General features: G+C 64.3%; 13 protein-coding genes and 1 tRNA gene. 9 read left to right on the forward strand and 5 right to left on the reverse strand.

The features are described 5' to 3' along the window. Positions 1-80: 80 nt before the first annotated feature. Positions 81-1,043, forward strand: a complete 963-nt coding sequence (locus AC0L30_RS06625; protein WP_007602546.1) for an AraC family transcriptional regulator — start codon at positions 81-83, stop codon at positions 1,041-1,043. Between the two features lie 149 nt (positions 1,044-1,192). On the opposite strand, the gene AC0L30_RS06630 is transcribed toward AC0L30_RS06625, so the two are convergent. Continuing rightward, positions 1,193-1,948 (reverse strand): alpha/beta fold hydrolase, encoded by a 756-nt coding sequence (locus AC0L30_RS06630; protein ID WP_473404049.1) that lies wholly within the window; start codon positions 1,946-1,948, stop codon positions 1,193-1,195. Between the two features lie 34 nt (positions 1,949-1,982). Further along, positions 1,983-3,119 (reverse strand): hypothetical protein, encoded by a 1,137-nt coding sequence (locus tag AC0L30_RS06635; protein ID WP_007602544.1) that lies wholly within the window; start codon positions 3,117-3,119, stop codon positions 1,983-1,985. Between the two features lie 304 nt (positions 3,120-3,423). Between AC0L30_RS06635 and AC0L30_RS06640 the strand changes: the two genes are divergently transcribed. Together AC0L30_RS06640 and AC0L30_RS06645 are read left to right on the forward strand one after the other, a co-directional pair. Continuing rightward, positions 3,424-3,669, forward strand: coding sequence for a zinc-finger domain-containing protein (locus tag AC0L30_RS06640; RefSeq protein ID WP_007602543.1), 246 nt, complete (start codon positions 3,424-3,426; stop codon positions 3,667-3,669). 19 nt (positions 3,670-3,688) lie between these two features. Further along, positions 3,689-4,891 carry an FAD-dependent monooxygenase gene (locus AC0L30_RS06645; RefSeq protein WP_473404050.1) on the forward strand — a complete coding sequence of 401 codons (1,203 nt, stop codon included), beginning with the start codon at positions 3,689-3,691 and terminating at the stop codon, positions 4,889-4,891. Between the two features lie 15 nt (positions 4,892-4,906). Here AC0L30_RS06645 and AC0L30_RS06650 read toward each other — a convergent pair whose 3' ends face one another. Then, the gene (locus AC0L30_RS06650) at positions 4,907-5,341 is read right to left on the reverse strand and encodes a hypothetical protein (RefSeq protein WP_007602541.1); all 435 of its coding nucleotides are present in this window, start codon (positions 5,339-5,341) and stop codon (positions 4,907-4,909) included. A gap of 172 nt (positions 5,342-5,513) precedes the next feature. Between AC0L30_RS06650 and AC0L30_RS06655 the strand changes: the two genes are divergently transcribed. Beyond that, positions 5,514-5,602 (forward strand) — tRNA-Leu (locus tag AC0L30_RS06655). 159 nt (positions 5,603-5,761) lie between these two features. Then, a complete protein-coding gene (locus tag AC0L30_RS06660) occupies positions 5,762-7,012 on the forward strand; it encodes a multidrug effflux MFS transporter (RefSeq protein ID WP_473404051.1) in 1,251 nt (416 codons plus the stop codon). A 204-nt stretch (positions 7,013-7,216) separates the two neighbouring features. Here the strand turns inward: AC0L30_RS06660 and AC0L30_RS06665 are convergent, their stop codons facing one another. Together AC0L30_RS06665 and AC0L30_RS06670 are read right to left on the reverse strand one after the other, a co-directional pair. Then, positions 7,217-8,848, reverse strand: a complete 1,632-nt coding sequence (locus tag AC0L30_RS06665; RefSeq protein ID WP_473404052.1) for a glycosyltransferase family 39 protein — start codon at positions 8,846-8,848, stop codon at positions 7,217-7,219. A gap of 206 nt (positions 8,849-9,054) precedes the next feature. Next, positions 9,055-10,662, reverse strand: a complete 1,608-nt coding sequence (locus tag AC0L30_RS06670; RefSeq protein WP_473404053.1) for an ABC transporter substrate-binding protein — start codon at positions 10,660-10,662, stop codon at positions 9,055-9,057. Between the two features lie 274 nt (positions 10,663-10,936). Between AC0L30_RS06670 and AC0L30_RS06675 the strand changes: the two genes are divergently transcribed. The 4 genes from AC0L30_RS06675 (at position 10,937) to AC0L30_RS06690 (ending at position 15,749) form a co-directional block, all read left to right on the forward strand. Then, positions 10,937-12,067 carry a M20/M25/M40 family metallo-hydrolase gene (locus AC0L30_RS06675; protein ID WP_473404054.1) on the forward strand — a complete coding sequence of 377 codons (1,131 nt, stop codon included), beginning with the start codon at positions 10,937-10,939 and terminating at the stop codon, positions 12,065-12,067. Between the two features lie 167 nt (positions 12,068-12,234). Continuing rightward, a complete protein-coding gene (locus AC0L30_RS06680; protein ID WP_007602533.1) occupies positions 12,235-13,176 on the forward strand; it encodes an ABC transporter permease in 942 nt (313 codons plus the stop codon). 21 nt (positions 13,177-13,197) lie between these two features. Further along, complete coding sequence (locus AC0L30_RS06685; RefSeq protein ID WP_007602531.1) at positions 13,198-14,085, forward strand: ABC transporter permease; 888 nt, start codon at positions 13,198-13,200, stop codon at positions 14,083-14,085. Between the two features lie 14 nt (positions 14,086-14,099). Then, on the forward strand, positions 14,100-15,749 hold the full coding sequence (locus AC0L30_RS06690; RefSeq protein ID WP_219683863.1) for an ABC transporter ATP-binding protein: 1,650 nt from the start codon (positions 14,100-14,102) through the stop codon (positions 15,747-15,749). The last annotated feature ends 114 nt before the right edge of the window (positions 15,750-15,863 follow it).

Here is a 15,863-nt window from a genome sequence, read left to right on the forward strand (position 1 = left end):
CTATTCCATGGACTTATCGGACGATAGGGACCAATCGTCCGCGTCTTGTGTCCGATCGTCCATGGATCTAGTCTCGGTGGATGGATATACTTACCCAGGTGCTCGATCGGGTTCGTCTCGGCGGGACGCTGCTCTTTCACTTCGAGCTCGGCCATCCCTGGCATCTTGAGTTGCCGGCGCGCCCCTACGCCCTGTTTCACTATCTCAGCCAAGGTTCAGCGACCCTCGCGCTCGAACAGGGAGAGGAAATCCAGATCACCGGGGGCGATTTTGTCGTCATCACACGTGGCGAGCCCCATGTGTTTTATTCGGATCGCCGGGCCGAGCCTTTGCGCATCGTGGATATCGAACGGTCGTCGCCACGCCTCGGCTTCCTTCGCCACGGCAGCCGTGCAAAGCCGCTCTCGACCATGCTCTGCGGCAATTTCACGGTGTCGCGGCCGACGTTTGGCAGCGTGCTGGAGTTGCTTCCACCCGTGCTCTTGCTGAAGCCGACGTCGGACCGTGGTTGGCTTGAAGCCATCCTGCGCCGCATGATGAGCGAGTCCGCGCTCGAGCGTCCTGGCCAAGGCGTCGCGCTTTCACGACTGACGGAAGTGCTCTTCGTCGAGGTGCTGCGAAGCTGGATCGCGTCTCTCAGCCCCGGACAAGGCGGCTGGATCGGGGCCATTTCTGACCCCCATATCGGACCCGCGCTGAAGCTGATTCACGAAAGTCCGGAGCAGCTTTGGACGCTGAGCGACCTTGGCCGTCGCGTCGGGCTCGGCCGCTCGGCATTTTCGGCGCGCTTCACCAGGCTCGTGGGCCAGCCCATGCAACGTTATGTGATCGAACGCCGGATGACGGAGGCGGCGTTCCTGCTCGAAACCAGCGACGAGCCGATCGCACGGATTGCCAACCGGGTCGGTTACGAGACTGCAGCGGCGTTTTCGAAGTTGTTTCACCGGCACATTGGTCAGTCGCCCGGCCGTTACCGGGCTGCGCGACGCGCCGACGGAGGCCGTGCGCAGTTGGACGGATCGGAATTGCAAGTATCCGATTGACCTGGATAAGGCTGTGGCTTTGAGCTGAGTCTCATATGCGCGCTTAGCGAACCCCGGTGCCTGCGTAGAGGAATGGACGGTTGCCCCGAAGGGAGTGGATGGCCCATTGTAACGAGACATTTCAGGATAGCTGAAACCGCCTCATCGCCTCAGCTCCTGCGTGAGAGGAAATCCAGCACGCCGGTCTTGTAGACCTTGTCGCCGACTGCGCGCATGTGATCGCGGTTCGGAATGTCGAGCACTTCCGAACCCGGGATGATCGCGCCGAGCGCGCTGGCCGATCCCGCGACGTCGTCGGTCGAACCGACCGCGATCAGCACGGGCACGTCGATGCGTGCGGCCTGCTCTTTCGTCATGAGGTCGCGCGTGCCGCGCAGGCAGGCGGCCAGCGCCTTGCGGTCGGAACGGGTTTGGTCTGCAAAAGCACGAAAGGTGCGCCCGACGGGATCGGTGACGTCGTCGAGCGCGGGCGCTTCCAGCGCCTTCGCGACGTTCTCGCCCGGCCCGGTGCCCTCGATCAGGCCGCCGATGCCGATGCCGCCGAGGATTGCCGAACGCAGGCGCTGCGGCTCGTTGAGGGAGAGCCAGGCCGTCATCCGTCCGCCCATCGAATAGCCCATGAGATCGGCCTGCGGGATGGCAAGGTGATCCATCAGCGCGAGCACGTCGCCGGCCATGGTCGGGATCGAGTACTGCGCGGGCTCGTAGAGCTTTGCGCTTTCGCCATGGCCGCGATTGTCGAGCGCAATGACGCGGCGGCCGTTCTTGCGCAGCTCCGAGACCCAGGTCGGATAGACCCAGTTCACGTTCTTGCTGGAGGCAAAGCCGTGCACCAGGATGATCGGATCGCCCTCGCCTTCGTCGAGATAGGCAATTTCAACGGCGCCGTTGTGAAAGCTCGGCATCATCAGTTCCGCAATCTTGAGGGGAAGAGGTATCTTAGGCCGTGACGGCAGCGCTTGCCAGGACGGCTTCGGCGGCGATCCGGGCCTGGCGAAGTCGCCGCGCCCGTCTGCGATCGCACCAAGCCTGGGTCAGGCGCTCAGTCGTCGCCTTGATCGAGGACAACAGGCCGAACAGCGTCAGGGCCGCACCGAACAGCCAGAGTGCAAGATTGAACGCCCCACCGATCAACAGGAGTGCGCCGCGGCCGAGCAGCTTCAGGATCGCGCGCGTCTTGCCGCCCTGCGCTTCCGCGAGCCGCGCCGCGCGTGCGACGTCCTTCGGACCTTCGGCGATGCGCAAGCTATCCATCGCGCCGCGCGTGCCGGTCTTCTCGACGACGCGCGTGACATCCTTGCCGAGCCGAACCAGCGCGCCGGCCTTCTCGGCGCGGAACGCGGCCTTGATCGCGCTCAAGGTCTGGCCCGGCCGCAGCACCGAGCCGGAGGCAACCGCATTCTGGAGCATCGGGGTATCGACGACCTCGCGCGCGGACCGGCCGGCCCATGCCGCCAGTCCCTCGCCGAGCCGGCCCACCTTGCGCGCGTCCTTCACCAGCGTCAGCCCGGCGCGAACCGGCGCGGCACCGCCGACAGAGACGTAGGTCACGGCCGTGACCGCGAGACCCGCGGCCGCAAGGCCCAGCACCAGGCGATCGGTCTCCTCGCCCATGGCGAGGTGCTTGCCCTCGCGCACGACATCCCTGATGTCGCCGATGACGAAGAGATCGCCGGCCACGGTCCCCGACAGGCTCGCAACATCGTCCGCGTTGCCGGTGACGAGACCCGTGGCAAACCGTTTTGCGACATGCGAGGTGGAATTTTCGGCTTTGACCGCGTCGCTGACACGGCTCAGGAGGTCGTCAGGCAGCGCGATGTTGCGGTCGCGCGCCAGCGCGACAAAACTGTCGGCGAGATCGGCATCGCCCGACGCGAGCGCGGCCTCGATGTTGTCCTGAATCATGCGGTCATTGTGCCGCAGCAGCGCGTCGAGCTTGATCTCGGAGAGCGCGGCGGGATCGTCCTGGGCGGCCAGAATCGCCCCGGCCTCGCGGGCAGGCGGTGCTACCTGCGCGAGCATGAAGCCGCAAGCCACGATACCGGTCAACGCTGTGCTGATTCGCAACCACTTCATGCGGAGAGCCTGGACGGTCCTGAGATCGTTGACGCCTAACGGTTGGTCTTTCGTCGCAATTACGCTCGTCCACAGACATAGTATGCCAAAATTGCGACACAACGTCCCCGACGAAAGAAGGGCTTCTCTCAGGCCGCAAGATTGTGTCGAATTTGCATGAGCAAATGAGCATGGGGCATTGCGGAGCTTTCGGTTCCGCTGGACTAGCAATCATCCACACCCGCCAGTATGGTCCGCGGCGCCTTAATAATGCCGCGTCAGTCGTGATTGTGTCTGCCGCCATTGCCACTCCAGGATGAGTACGATGTCCGACCATGTCGTCCCGCACTTCCACAACGATGCCGGTGTCCCCGTCATCGAAATCGGCTCGCAAGAGTTCATGTGCGTGGGCGCCAACCCTCCGTTCGATCATCCGCACGTCTTCCTCGACCTCGGCAACGACAACGAGATCATCTGCCCCTACTGCTCGACGCTGTACCGTTTCGCCGCCGACCTGAAGGCGGGCGAAGCCCGTCCGCCGGAATGCGTCCTGAAGGACAAGGTGGCCTGATCGCTTCCATCGGTCAGGGGTGGCGCTCTCCCGAACGATTGTCATCGCCGGTGCCGGCATAGGTGGACTGACGGCTGCGCTTGCGCTCGCGGCACGCGGCTTCCGCATCGTCGTGCTGGAAAAGGCCGAGCGGCTCGAGGAAGTCGGCGCCGGTCTGCAACTTTCTCCCAATGCCAGCCGCGTGCTGGTCGAGCTCGGCCTTACCGAGCGCCTCAAGCTGCGCGCCGTGATCCCGGAGGCGGTCTCGATCATGAGCGCGCGGGCCGGCGGCGAGCTGTTGCGCATGCCGCTGGGAGAAGCCGCCGCCGCGCGCGCCGGCGCCCCCTATTGGGTGGTGCACCGCGCCGATTTGCAATCCGCACTCGCCGGCGCAGTCTCCGACCATTCCGATATCGACCTGAAACTCGGCGCGACCTTCGAAGACGTCGCGCCTCACGCCAAGGGGCTGACGGTCGTCCATCGCAGCGGCACGATCCGGCGCAGCGATCTCGCCAGTGCGCTGATCGGCGCCGACGGCATCTGGTCGACAGTGCGCCAGCATCTGTTTCCCGAGGTGCAGCCGCGCTTCTCGGGGCTGATCGCCTGGCGCGGCACGCTCGACGCCACGCAACTGCCGAAGGACTACACCGCGCGCCGGGTCCAGCTCTGGATGGGCCCGAACGCCCATCTCGTCGCCTACCCGATCGCGGGCGGACGCCAGATCAACGTGGTCGCGGTGCTGCCGGGCACCTGGAATAGACCGGGCTGGAGCACGCCCGGCGATCCGCGCGAGGTGATGGACGCCTTCGCCGCGCCGCGCTGGCCGCCAGCGGCGCGCATGATGCTCGCCACGGTCGATAGCTGGCGGAAATGGGCGCTGTTCGGCGTGCCTGACGACTGCCCCTGGAGCAACGGCCCGGTCGCGCTGCTCGGCGACGCCGTGCATGCGATGCTGCCGTTTGCAGCCCAGGGCGCCGGCATGGCGATCGAGGACGCCGCGGTGCTCGCGCAGCATTTGAGCCTTGAGGTCGCCGACAGCACCGCGGGCATCACAGCTGCGCTGAGACAATACGGCCGTACGCGCCAGGCGCGCGTCCGGCGGGTGCAGCGGACCGCGCGGCAGCAGGGCCGCATCTATCATTTCACTGGGCCGCTCGCGTTCGCGCGCGATCTTGCGGTGCGCGCCCTCGGCCCGGAACGCATGCTGGCACGGCAGCACTGGATTTACGGCTGGCGACCCTGATGCGAGGCGCCGGTTTCAGCGCACTGCTCTTGTCGATTTCGGGGCAGGCTTGATCGGGCCAGGATTGGCTGCGGGCGCCGGCGCAGCGGCGGGCGTCGCCTCGGGGGGCGTTTCCCGGCACTTGTTGCGGCGCCAAGCGTCATCGGCCATCTGCGCGTGCCCGCGCACCGCGACGTAGTCATTGCGATAGGCAAGCTCCGACACGACGGCGCCGCCCGCGCCGGTCTGTGCCTTGTCCATCAGCCTCTGTAAATCAGCGGTGCGGTTAGCGAGCCCCTTGCGCTCGGCTTCGAGCAGCTTGCAATCGTACAATTCGTACCTGGCAGGATCGGCAAAGGCCGGAGCGACCGTCTCGCTGATGCCTGCGCAGCCGGACAGTGCGAAGCCGGCCGCGAGCAGCGCGACGGCCACGCAGCACGTGCGCAGGCGATATCGGATCAAAGCAGCCATGCCGGATGAATAGTCCCCGTGGATTGAGAATGCCTAAAGCAACAACAGATGTCCGGATTGAGGCTTTGCCTTGTGCGGCCGGCTCGCCTAAGGAAGAACCGCCCCTCCGGCCTGCAAACGCCAATTCCAGACGGCCGGCAAGGGACTTAAGTGATTGATCTCGTTGGATCAAGCGGGCATGGCGGAATTGGTAGACGCAAGGGACTTAAAATCCCTCGGTGCGCAAGCGCTGTGCCGGTTCGACCCCGGCTGCCCGCACCACGAGAGACGCGCGGACGATCCCGCCGATCGCCGCGGCCCCGAGCGCTGATACCTCGTCAATGTTGTCCGCTCCTGCACCGCCTGCCAGCTATCCCGAAACGTCGCTTGTGCAACGCAGCATTGAAGATAGACAGGGGCCTCAAATCAGAGGTGAGCTGCTTGTCCGACGTCAATGCCGACGATTGGGTGTCCTCGGGACACCGGCCGATGGGTTTCCCCGAATTCGTCATCGTGATCGCGTCGATCATGGCGCTGAATCCGCTTGCGATGGACATGATGCTCCCGGCGCTGCCCAACATCGGGTCGGCCTTCAATATCCCCGTCGCCAACCATCTTCAGCTGGTGCTGTCGACCTTCCTGATCGGCTTTGGCGCGGGGCAGTTCGTCATGGGTCCGCTGTCGGATCGTTTCGGCCGCCGCCCGGTGCTGCTCGGCGGGATGGCGGTCTATGCGGTGGCGAGCGTGCTGGCGATCGCCGCGCCGTCGTTCGAGACGCTGCTGCTGGCGCGCGCACTGCAGGGCTTCGGCACCTCGGCGACGCGCGTGATCGCGACCTCGATCGTGCGCGACTGCTATGTCGGCCGCCGCATGGCGAGCGTGATGTCGCTTGCGATGATGATCTTCATCGCCGTCCCCGTGATCGCCCCCTCGTTCGGACAGGCGGTGCTGCTGGTGACGCAATGGCGCGGCATCTTCGTCGTGCTGATGCTGTACGGGCTGCTCGCGCTTGCATGGTCCGTGCTGCGGCTTCCAGAGACCCTGCCTGAGAGCGAACGCAGGTCGCTCGCGCCGGCCGACGTGCTCACGGCCTACTGGCAGACCGTGACCAATCGCCAAACCCTCGGCTACGCGCTCGCCGCCGGAAGCGTCATGGGTGCGCTGTTCGCCTACGTGTTTTCGGCCCAGCAGGTTTTTGTCGGCATCTATCACCTCGGCCATTATTTTCCGCTCGCCTTCGCCGCGATCGCAGCCGGCACCGCCATTGCCGGCTTTCTCAATGCGCGATTCGTCGGGACCCTCGGCATGCGCGTGATCTCGCACGGCGCGCTGACGCTCTACACCGCGGTGGCCGGCGTGATGCTGCTGACCGAAAGCCTCGGCGCGTTGCCGCTTCCCCTGTTCATGGTGCTCTCGGCGCTGATGATGTTCTCGTTCGGCATGATGGTCGCCAACTTCACCGCACTCGCCATGGAGCCGCAGGGCCACATCGCCGGCACGGCGTCCTCGCTCTACGGCTCGATCACCACGCTTATCGGCATCGTCGTCGGCATGGCGATCGGACAAAGCTTCGACGGCACGCTGCTGCCGTTCTCGGTCGGCTTCTTCGTGTCGTCACTCGCCGCGCTCGCGATCGTGCTGGTGGTGGAGAGAGGACGGCTGTTCAAGCCGCATCATCGCGCCATCGGGTGAGGAACTTCGCGGCGCTCTCGATGTTGTACTGCAACAATCTGAAAAGGCGCTTCAATGGAACCGAAACCCCGTAAAGACCACGACGCCACGGAGCGGGCGAAGACGGAACGCACGCCGTCGAGCGTTGAAAAGACCGCCGTCACCGTGCCATTCGCGAGTGAAGGGCTCGAGCGGGTCCGCGACAGCCACTGTTGAGCAACACGTCTATTCCGTTGCGCGCCTGTTGGCGCTGAAATCGTCCGCAACGCCCTCGGGTGCCGCGCGGCCTTCACGGGGCGGCACCATCAGCACAACCACGTCCCGCGTGAGACCGGGCCGGCCCCATAGCTGCGCCTGTACGATAAATTCCCGCCTGACGAAGTGCCCGGCCCGCCCGGCCACCCCGTCCATCCACCGGCTGCAATCATCCTGATCGCGGAAACAGAGCGCGGCCCAGCCGCGGTCCAGCGTCGTCTTGCGCGGCAAGCCTCCGGGAGATTGATCCTCGAACGGCTGGGCGTAGTGCGGGTGGTCCGGGCTGTAGAAGGCCATCGCGAAGGCCAGCGCATCGTCGCCGCTAACGGCGGCGAGCGGCTCGCCCGTCAGTTCGCGCCACTCGCGAGTCAATTCGCTGGCGGCCTGCGCGTAGAAATTGCGCCCCTCTTCGTAACCGTGATCGTTGCGATAGACGGCATGGATCGGCGCGGCGACGAGGACGGCCGTGAGCGCGACGCCGGCCACGACCAAGGTGAGGTTGACGGTGTAAAAGCGCTCGATCGGGTAATTTGTGCCGCAGACCACGAGAATGGCGAACAGGAACAACCCCTGCAACGCCCACAGGGACGGCAGATCGGTGCCGATCACGAGCGAGATCAGAACCGGCAGCGCAATCGTGCCGACGGCAACGTAAAAGAGGAGCCGCAGGCCCGGATTCATCGCCGCGAAATCGTCCGGAAACTGCTTCAGCCGCGTGCCGGCGATCAACATCCAGGTGACGGATGACACACTGATGGCCGCCAACAGCCCCAGAAGGAAGTTCCTGGCCTCCCCGAGCGAGCTCGCCGCAGTGCCGTTGGCATGGTTCAGCGCGTAGGTGAAGGTCGGCGCCCCGGTCGTGGCGAGCCAGTGAACATGCGGTGACAGCGCCGCAAGCCCGACGACGACCGAGATCCAGGGCGAGGCGGAAGTGAAATAGGCGCGACGCGCCGGATGCGCCAGCGCGGCAAACGTGAAGCTCGCGACAAGGAAGATCGAATAATATTTGCCGGCCATGGCCAGCGCCGTCGTGAATCCCACGGCGATCGCCCACGACGCCGCGCGGGTCTCGAATGCGCGGACGAAGCACCAAGTCGCCAGCGGCCAGACGGCCAGCAGCACCGCATTGGCATTGAAGCGCTGGGCATGGAACTGATAGGCCGGCGTCAGCATCAGGAGCAACAGCACAAGGACGCGCTTGTGCCCCGTCACGAATTGCCGCGCGATCCGGTCGACGAAGACCAGCGCAAGCCCGGCATTGGCCATCGCCATCAATTGCAGCGACCAGTCAGTGAGCGGAAAAATGGCGCTCCAGCTCGCGGCAACCCAGCCGGTCAAGGGCGGATGCTTGGGATAGCCCCACGCGAAATGCCGCCCCAGCGTCCAGGCCTCCAGCGTATCGGGGTGCAGACCGCCGCCGGCATAGGCGACCGCTAGATAAAGTGTCCAGATCGCGACGAAGCCCGCGATGAGAAGCGGCACCGCCCAGCCCGTCTCGACGCCATCGAGCCAACGCAGGAATGGCCGGCGCCATCGTGCCGGCGTGCGATCGGACCGTTCGGCCATCGCCTGGAATGCAAAATCGATCGGCACTGGAATCAAATGGAGGAAGGAAGGTGATGCGCAAGGACGGCACATCTAGTTCAGGACGGAAACAAATAGCAATGATTGGAAACTGGAAAAGCTTGAATTCTCCGCCTTCTCAGCCGGCGCAAGGTCGACAACAGACCAAGATCGACAAACGACAACGGCGCCGCTGATGACAGCGGCGCCGCAGGATGATCCGGACGAAAGGAAGAGCCTTCGCCCTACTCCGACTTGTCGACGTTCCAGAACAGCGGGGTCGCGGGACCGTCGAGCACGCCGGTCAGCGATTTGCGCCAGCCGCTCGGCAGGAGATACTGCCCCAGCGGGATGTAAATCACCTGCTCATAGGCTTCCTTCTGGATGTCAGCGGCGATCTTCTTCTGATCGTCGAGCGAGGCGGCGCGAACGAAGTCGTCCTTGAGCTTTTCGATCTTGGCGTTCTCGGCCCAGCCAAACCAGCCCTTCTTGCCCTGACCGCCGATCGAGAGATTGGCGATCGGGTTGGAGACGTCGGCCGCGACCCAGTTGGTGAAGAACATGTTCCAGCCGCCCTCCTTCGGAGGCTTCTGGCTGGCGCGGCGGCTCACCACCGTCTGCCAATCGGTCGCTTGCAGGTCGACCTTGAAGCCAGCCTCGCGCAGCAGCTGAGCCGCAACGATCGGCTGTGCCTTCAGCGTCGTGACATCGCCGGGGGCCATGATCACGATCGGGGTGCCGTCATAGCCGGATTCGGCGAGCGCCTTCTTGGCTTCGGCCATGCCGTTGCCCTTCACGAGGGTCTCGGCACCGGCCTCGGTCGCGAACGGCGTATCGCACACGAAGAAGGCGCCACAGATCTTCTGATATTTGGCGTTGCCGACGAGCGCGTCGAGAACGTCCTTCTGGTTTATCGCCAGAAAGGCAGCACGGCGCACTTTGACATTATCGAACGGCGGATAAAGGAAGTTCATACGGCCGAGCGTCTGGAAACCGAACTTGTTCGAGACCTCGATCGTGATCTCCTTGTTCGCTTCCAGCAACGGGAGCATGTCGTAAGGCAGATTTTCCACAAAGTCGATGTCGCCCGACTGCAACGCGTTCACCGCGGTCTGCGAGTCCGGCATGGTGATCCACTCGACGCGGTCGACCTTCACCACCTTGCCGCCGGAGGTCCAGCTCGACGGCTCCTTGCGTGGCACGTAGTCGGTGTTCTTGACGTAGACCGCCTTCACGCCCGGCTGGAATTCCGACTGCACGAACTTGAAAGGACCCGAGCCGATCTGCTCGGGGATCTGCTTGTCCGGCGGCGTCTCGGCGAGGCGCTTCGGCATCATGAAGGCAACGCGGGAGGACGGCTTGCCGATCGAGTCGAGCACGAGGCCGTAGGGCTCCTTCAGCTTCAGCGTGATGGTCTTGGCATCGGTCGCCTCGATGCTCGCGGTGAAGTCGAAAAGTTTCTGGCCCATGCCGTCGACTGCGCCCCAGCGCTTGAGCGAGGCAACGCAGTCCTCCGCCGTCACCGGCGCACCGTCATGCCACTTCAGGCCGTCGCGCAGCGTGAACGTGTAGGTGAGCTTGTCGTCGGAGATCTTCCAGTCCGCCATCTGCGGCTGGATCTTGAAGTTCGAATCGGGCGCCACGAGTGTGTCGTAGATCATGTAGCCATGGTCACGCGTGATGTAGGCCGTGGTGAAGATCGGATCGATGATGCGCAGATCCGAATGCATCACCGCGGTGATGGTCTTGCCAGCCGCAAGCACCGGCGAGGCCAGTGCGGTCGAAAGCGCGACGACCGACAGCGCAAGTTTGGAGGCGAACGCGCGAGGCCCCCGGCGCATCAACTTCAACATAAAAAGTTCTCCTGACGTGAAACTGTTCAAAGGCAGGTTATTGATTGAGCATCCGGTTCGTTCTTTAGGCGAACTAACCTCATGCAATGCCTTTATCTTTTCGAGACTTGCAGACAGTGCCGAGCGCGTCAATCCGGTTTCGCTGCAAGCCCAAGCGGCGCGCGCACGGGCTCCACAAGGACCGGTTTGGCTCTACAACCCTCTCCGCCTGCCCGCGCCGATGCAATGCGCGTTCCATGTTCCGAAGCCCAAGAGACATTGGAGAGACATTGAGATGAATCCAGCCAATCTTCCCTTCGATTCCGAAGCGATGCTCCAGGGTCTGCGCGGCTGGGTGGAATGCGAAAGCCCGACCTGGGACGCGAACGCCGTGAATCGCATGCTCGATATCGCAGCGCGGGAGATGGCAATCATGGGTGCGACGATCGAGCGCATCGCCGGTCGTCAGGGCTTTGGCGGCGTGATCCGCGCACGCTTTCCGCATCCGAAGCAAGGCGAGCCCGGCATCCTGATTGCCGGACACATGGATACCGTCCACCCCACGGGCACCATCGAGAAGCTGAAATGGCGGCGCGAGGGCAGCAAGTGCTACGGACCCGGCATCTATGACATGAAGGGCGGCAACTATCTTTCGCTGGAAGCGATCCGCCAACTGGCCCGCGCCTCGTTCACGACGCCGCTGCCGATCACCGTGCTGTTCACGCCCGACGAGGAAGTCGGCACACCCTCCACGCGCGATATCATCGAGGCGGAAGCCGCGCGCAACAAATACGTGCTGGTCCCCGAGCCCGGCCGCGCTGACAACGGCGTCACCACCGGACGTTACGCCATTGCGCGTTTCAATCTCGAGGCGACCGGCCGGCCCAGCCACGCCGGCGCGACCTTGTCGGCGGGCCGCTCTGCTATCCGCGAGATGGCGCGGCAAATCCTCGCCATCGACGCGATGACGGGCGAAGACTGCACGTTTTCGGTCGGCGTGGTGCACGGGGGGCAATGGGTCAATTGCGTTGCCACGACCGCCACCGGCGAAGCGCTTTCGATGGCCAAGCGCCAGGCCGACCTCGAGCGCGGCGTCGAGAGGATGCTGGCGCTCTCCGGTACAACCAATGATGTCACCTTCAAGGTGACGCGCGGCGTGACACGTCCGGTCTGGGAGCCCGATGCCGGCACCATGGCGCTTTACGAAAAGGCGCGCGGGATCGCCAAATCGCTCGGCGCAGAACTGCCGCATGCGAGCGCCGGCGGCGGCTCCGACGGCAATTTCACCGGCGCAATGGGCATCCCGACTCTCGACGGCCTGGGCGTGCGTGGCGGCAACGGCCACACGCTCGAAGAGTATATCGAGGTCGAAAGTCTGGTCGAACGCGGCCGGCTGATGGCGGGGCTGCTCGCGACTCTGGAGTGATGGCGCGAGCCACGGCACCAAAAGGGGGTGAGATCACCAAAACAAGGTGACCGCACTGCAAAAACCGTGGCCCGGATGGCATGGGAATTGCTGAAATGTTAGGCTGGTGGCAGAACGCAGCCTTCAGCCGCTGCCTCTGATTTGACTCTAATCTGACGGGATCCAACTTGCTCGGATATCTCCTTCGCCGAATTCTCGCCGCCGTGCCCGTGATGGGCGTGGTGGCGCTGTTCGTCTTCCTCCTGCTCCGCCTCACCCCCGGCGATCCCGCCGCGATTCTTGCCGGCGACAACGCCACGCCGGAGCGGCTCGAGCGCATCCGCACCTCGCTCGGTCTCAACGAGCCGCTGATCGTGCAGTTCATCACCTGGCTGAACAAGCTGCTGCATGGCGATCTCGGAACGTCGCTCATCTCCAACCTTCCGGTGATGAAGATGATCGGCCAGCGGGTCGAGCCGTCGATCTCGATCGCGTTGTCGACCATCATCCTCGCGGTCATCGTCGCCGTTCCCCTCGGTGTAATCGCTGCCTGGAAGCACGGCACCTGGATCGACCGCTTCGTGATGGGCCTGTCCGTGCTCGGCTTCTCGGTGCCGGTGTTCGTGGTCGGCTACATCCTGATCGAGGTCTTCGCGATCGACCTGCGCTGGGTGCCGGTGCAGGGCTTCCGCAGCATCTCGAACGGGTTTGGGCCGTTCTTCGAGCGCATCATCCTGCCAACCTGTGCGCTGTCCTTTATCTACATCGCTTTGATCGCGCGCATGACGCGCGCGGCGATGCTCGACGTGCTCGGCGAGGACTACGTCCGCACCGCGCGCGCAAAAGGCATCAACGAAGTCGCCGTGATGATGCGCCATGCGCTGCGCAACGCCGCCGTGCCCGTGATCACGGTGATCGGTACCGGCTTTGCGCTTTTGATCTCCGGGGTCGTCGTCACCGAGAGCGTGTTCAACATCCCCGGCATCGGCCGCCTCACGGTGGATGCGGTGCTGGCGCGCGACTATCCGGTGATCCAGGCGATGATTTTGCTGACGTCCTTGATCTATGTCGTCGTCAATCTTCTGATCGACGTCGCCTACACGCTGCTCGATCCCCGGATCCGGTACTAGGGCTAAGGATAACAACGAAAAATGTCGGTCGATACCCTTCCCCAGTCGTCCATCCCGATCACGTCGCCGCTGCGGCCGCGCTTCGGATTCCTGACCTCGACGCCGATCATCGCGGCGGCGACCATCTGCCTGGCGTTGGTTGTGCTGATCTCGATCCTGGCGCCCTTGATCGCGCCGTATGATCCGATCCAGCTTGCGCCCTCGCAGCGGCTGAAGCCCTCTTCGGCGCAATTCCTGCTCGGCACCGACGCCTATGGCCGCGACCTGCTGTCGCGCGTCATGTATGGCGGACGCATCTCGCTTCTGATCGGCATCGGCTCGGCGATCATGTCGATCGTCATTGGGTTGGCGATCGGCCTGGTCTCCGGTTTCTTCAAGCTGGTCGATTCCGTCATGATGCGGATCATGGACGGCCTGATGGCAATGCCGAGCATCCTGCTGGCAATCGCCGTGGTGTCGCTGTCCGGCGCCAGCCTCTGGACCGTGCTGATCGCAATCACGATCCCTGAAGTTCCGCGCGTGGCACGCCTGGTGCGCTCGGTCGTACTGTCGGCGCGCGAAGAGCCCTATGTTGAAGCAGCGATCTCGGTCGGCTCATCCCTGCCAAAGATCATGTGGCGGCATTTGATGCCGAACACGATCGCGCCTCTGATCGTGCAGGGTAGTTATGTCTGCGCGTCCGCGATCCTCACCGAGGCCATCCTCTCCTTCCTCGGCGCCGGCATCTCGCCGGAAACGCCGACCTGGGGCAACATCATGGCCGAGGGTCGTCAGTACTTCCAGCTCAAGCCGACGCTGATCTTCTGGCCGGGCCTGCTGCTCTCGATCGCGATCCTCAGCATTAATTTGATCGGCGATGCCGCCCGCGACGCACTCGATCCGCGCATGAAGCAGCGGGAAGGCAAATGATGACCGATCAAGTGATGACCAGCCCGATCCTCGACATCAACAACCTCGTCGTCTCCGTCGGCAAGAAGCCGAATGCCGCAAACATCATCGACGGCATCTCGATCCAGGTGCACGAGCGCGAGACGCTGTGCCTCGTCGGCGAAAGCGGCTCGGGCAAGTCGGTAACCTCGCTGACCACGATGGGTCTGCTGCCGAAGGGCACGCTGATTCCGACCGGCGGCAGCGTCAAGCTGGTCGGCGAGGAGATTCTCACCGCGACCGACCGCCGCCTGCGGCAGCTCCGCGCGACGCGGATGGCGATGATCTTCCAGGAGCCGATGACGGCGCTCAATCCGGTGATGCCGGTTGGCCGCCAGATCGACGAAGTCCTGCGCGCGCACACCAAACTCGATGCGAAGGCGCGCAAGAAGCGTATCCTCGACATGATGGAGCAGGTGCGCCTGCCCCAGGTCGAGCGTATCTTTTCCTCCTACCCTCACCGACTCTCCGGCGGTCAGCGCCAGCGCATCATGATCGCGATGGCACTCGTGCTCGAACCGAAGCTGCTCATCGCGGACGAACCGACCACCGCGCTCGACGTCACAACGCAGAAGCAGATTTTGACCCTGATCCGCGACCTCCAGCGCGATCACGGAACCGCCGTGCTGTTCATTACCCATGACATGGGCGTGGTCGCCGAAATCGCGGACCGCGTCGCGGTGATGCGGCAGGGCCGACTGGTGGAGACCGGAACGCTGGATTCCATCCTGCGCAATCCGACCATGGAATACACCCGCAACCTGCTCTCCGCGGTGCCGAGCCTGGTGCCGCGCGCGGCGCGGCCTGAGACCAGGGAACCGGTGGTGCTGGAGGCCAACGAACTCGGCAAGGTCTATCGCGAGCGCGCGTTCTTCGGTAAAGGCCGCGAAGTCGTCGCCGCCGACAAGGTCACGCTGACGCTGCGCAAGGGCCGCACGCTCGGCATCGTCGGCGAGAGCGGCTCCGGCAAATCGACCGTGGCGCGCTGCATCGTCCGCCTGATCGACCCGACCTCCGGCGGCGTGCGCCTCTCCGGCCGCGAGATCTCGGACATCTCGCGGCGGCTGTTGCAGCCGCATCGGAAGAAGATCCAGATCGTATTCCAGGACCCCTACCGCTCGCTCAACCCGCGCGTCACTGTCGGCGAAAGCATCGCGGAAGGCCCGATCAATTACGGCGTGTCGCATGCCGACGCAATGAAGCGTGCGCGCGAATTGCTCGAGCTGGTCGGCCTGCCCGCCGATGCGGTCGCGCGCTATCCGCACCAGTTCTCCGGCGGCCAGCGTCAGCGCATTGCGATCGCCCGCGCGCTCGCGCTCGATCCCGACGTGCTGGTCGCGGACGAGGCGGTCTCCGCCCTCGACGTGTCCGTGCAGGCGCAGGTGCTGGACCTGTTCGACGAGATCCAGACGCGGCTCGGCATCGCCATCCTGTTCATCACTCACGATCTGCGCGTCGCAGCGCAGATCTGCGACGAGGTCGTGGTGATGCAGCACGGCCGCGTCGTCGAGCAGGGTCCGGCCGCCGAAGTGCTGACGCATCCGAAGGAAGCCTACACCAGAGCCTTACTCGAGGCAGCACCGGGCCGCGGCTGGGATTTCGCGAACTTCCGGCCGGTGGCCGAGGGCGTGGCGGCTAGCGCCTAGTCACTCTCCTCGTCATTGCGAGCGCAGCGAAGCAATCCTGAGCCTCCCCTAAATCGGTGGACACCTATAGCTTAGACAGCAAGAGGTGTCAGATGACGAAACGGCAGCGACGTT

Source organism: Bradyrhizobium sp. MI1.11 (assembly GCF_055811255.1).

Coding starts and splice junctions, on each gene's coding strand:
- AC0L30_RS06625 (WP_007602546.1), top strand. CDS start 81: ATGGATATACTTACCCAGGTGCTCGATCGGGTTCGTCTCGGCGGGACG.
- AC0L30_RS06630 (WP_473404049.1), bottom strand. CDS start 1,948: ATGCCGAGCTTTCACAACGGCGCCGTTGAAATTGCCTATCTCGACGAA.
- AC0L30_RS06635 (WP_007602544.1), bottom strand. CDS start 3,119: ATGAAGTGGTTGCGAATCAGCACAGCGTTGACCGGTATCGTGGCTTGC.
- AC0L30_RS06640 (WP_007602543.1), top strand. CDS start 3,424: ATGTCCGACCATGTCGTCCCGCACTTCCACAACGATGCCGGTGTCCCC.
- AC0L30_RS06650 (WP_007602541.1), bottom strand. CDS start 5,341: ATGGCTGCTTTGATCCGATATCGCCTGCGCACGTGCTGCGTGGCCGTC.
- AC0L30_RS06670 (WP_473404053.1), bottom strand. CDS start 10,662: ATGTTGAAGTTGATGCGCCGGGGGCCTCGCGCGTTCGCCTCCAAACTT.
- AC0L30_RS06675 (WP_473404054.1), top strand. CDS start 10,937: ATGAATCCAGCCAATCTTCCCTTCGATTCCGAAGCGATGCTCCAGGGT.
- AC0L30_RS06685 (WP_007602531.1), top strand. CDS start 13,198: ATGTCGGTCGATACCCTTCCCCAGTCGTCCATCCCGATCACGTCGCCG.
- AC0L30_RS06690 (WP_219683863.1), top strand. CDS start 14,100: ATGACCAGCCCGATCCTCGACATCAACAACCTCGTCGTCTCCGTCGGC.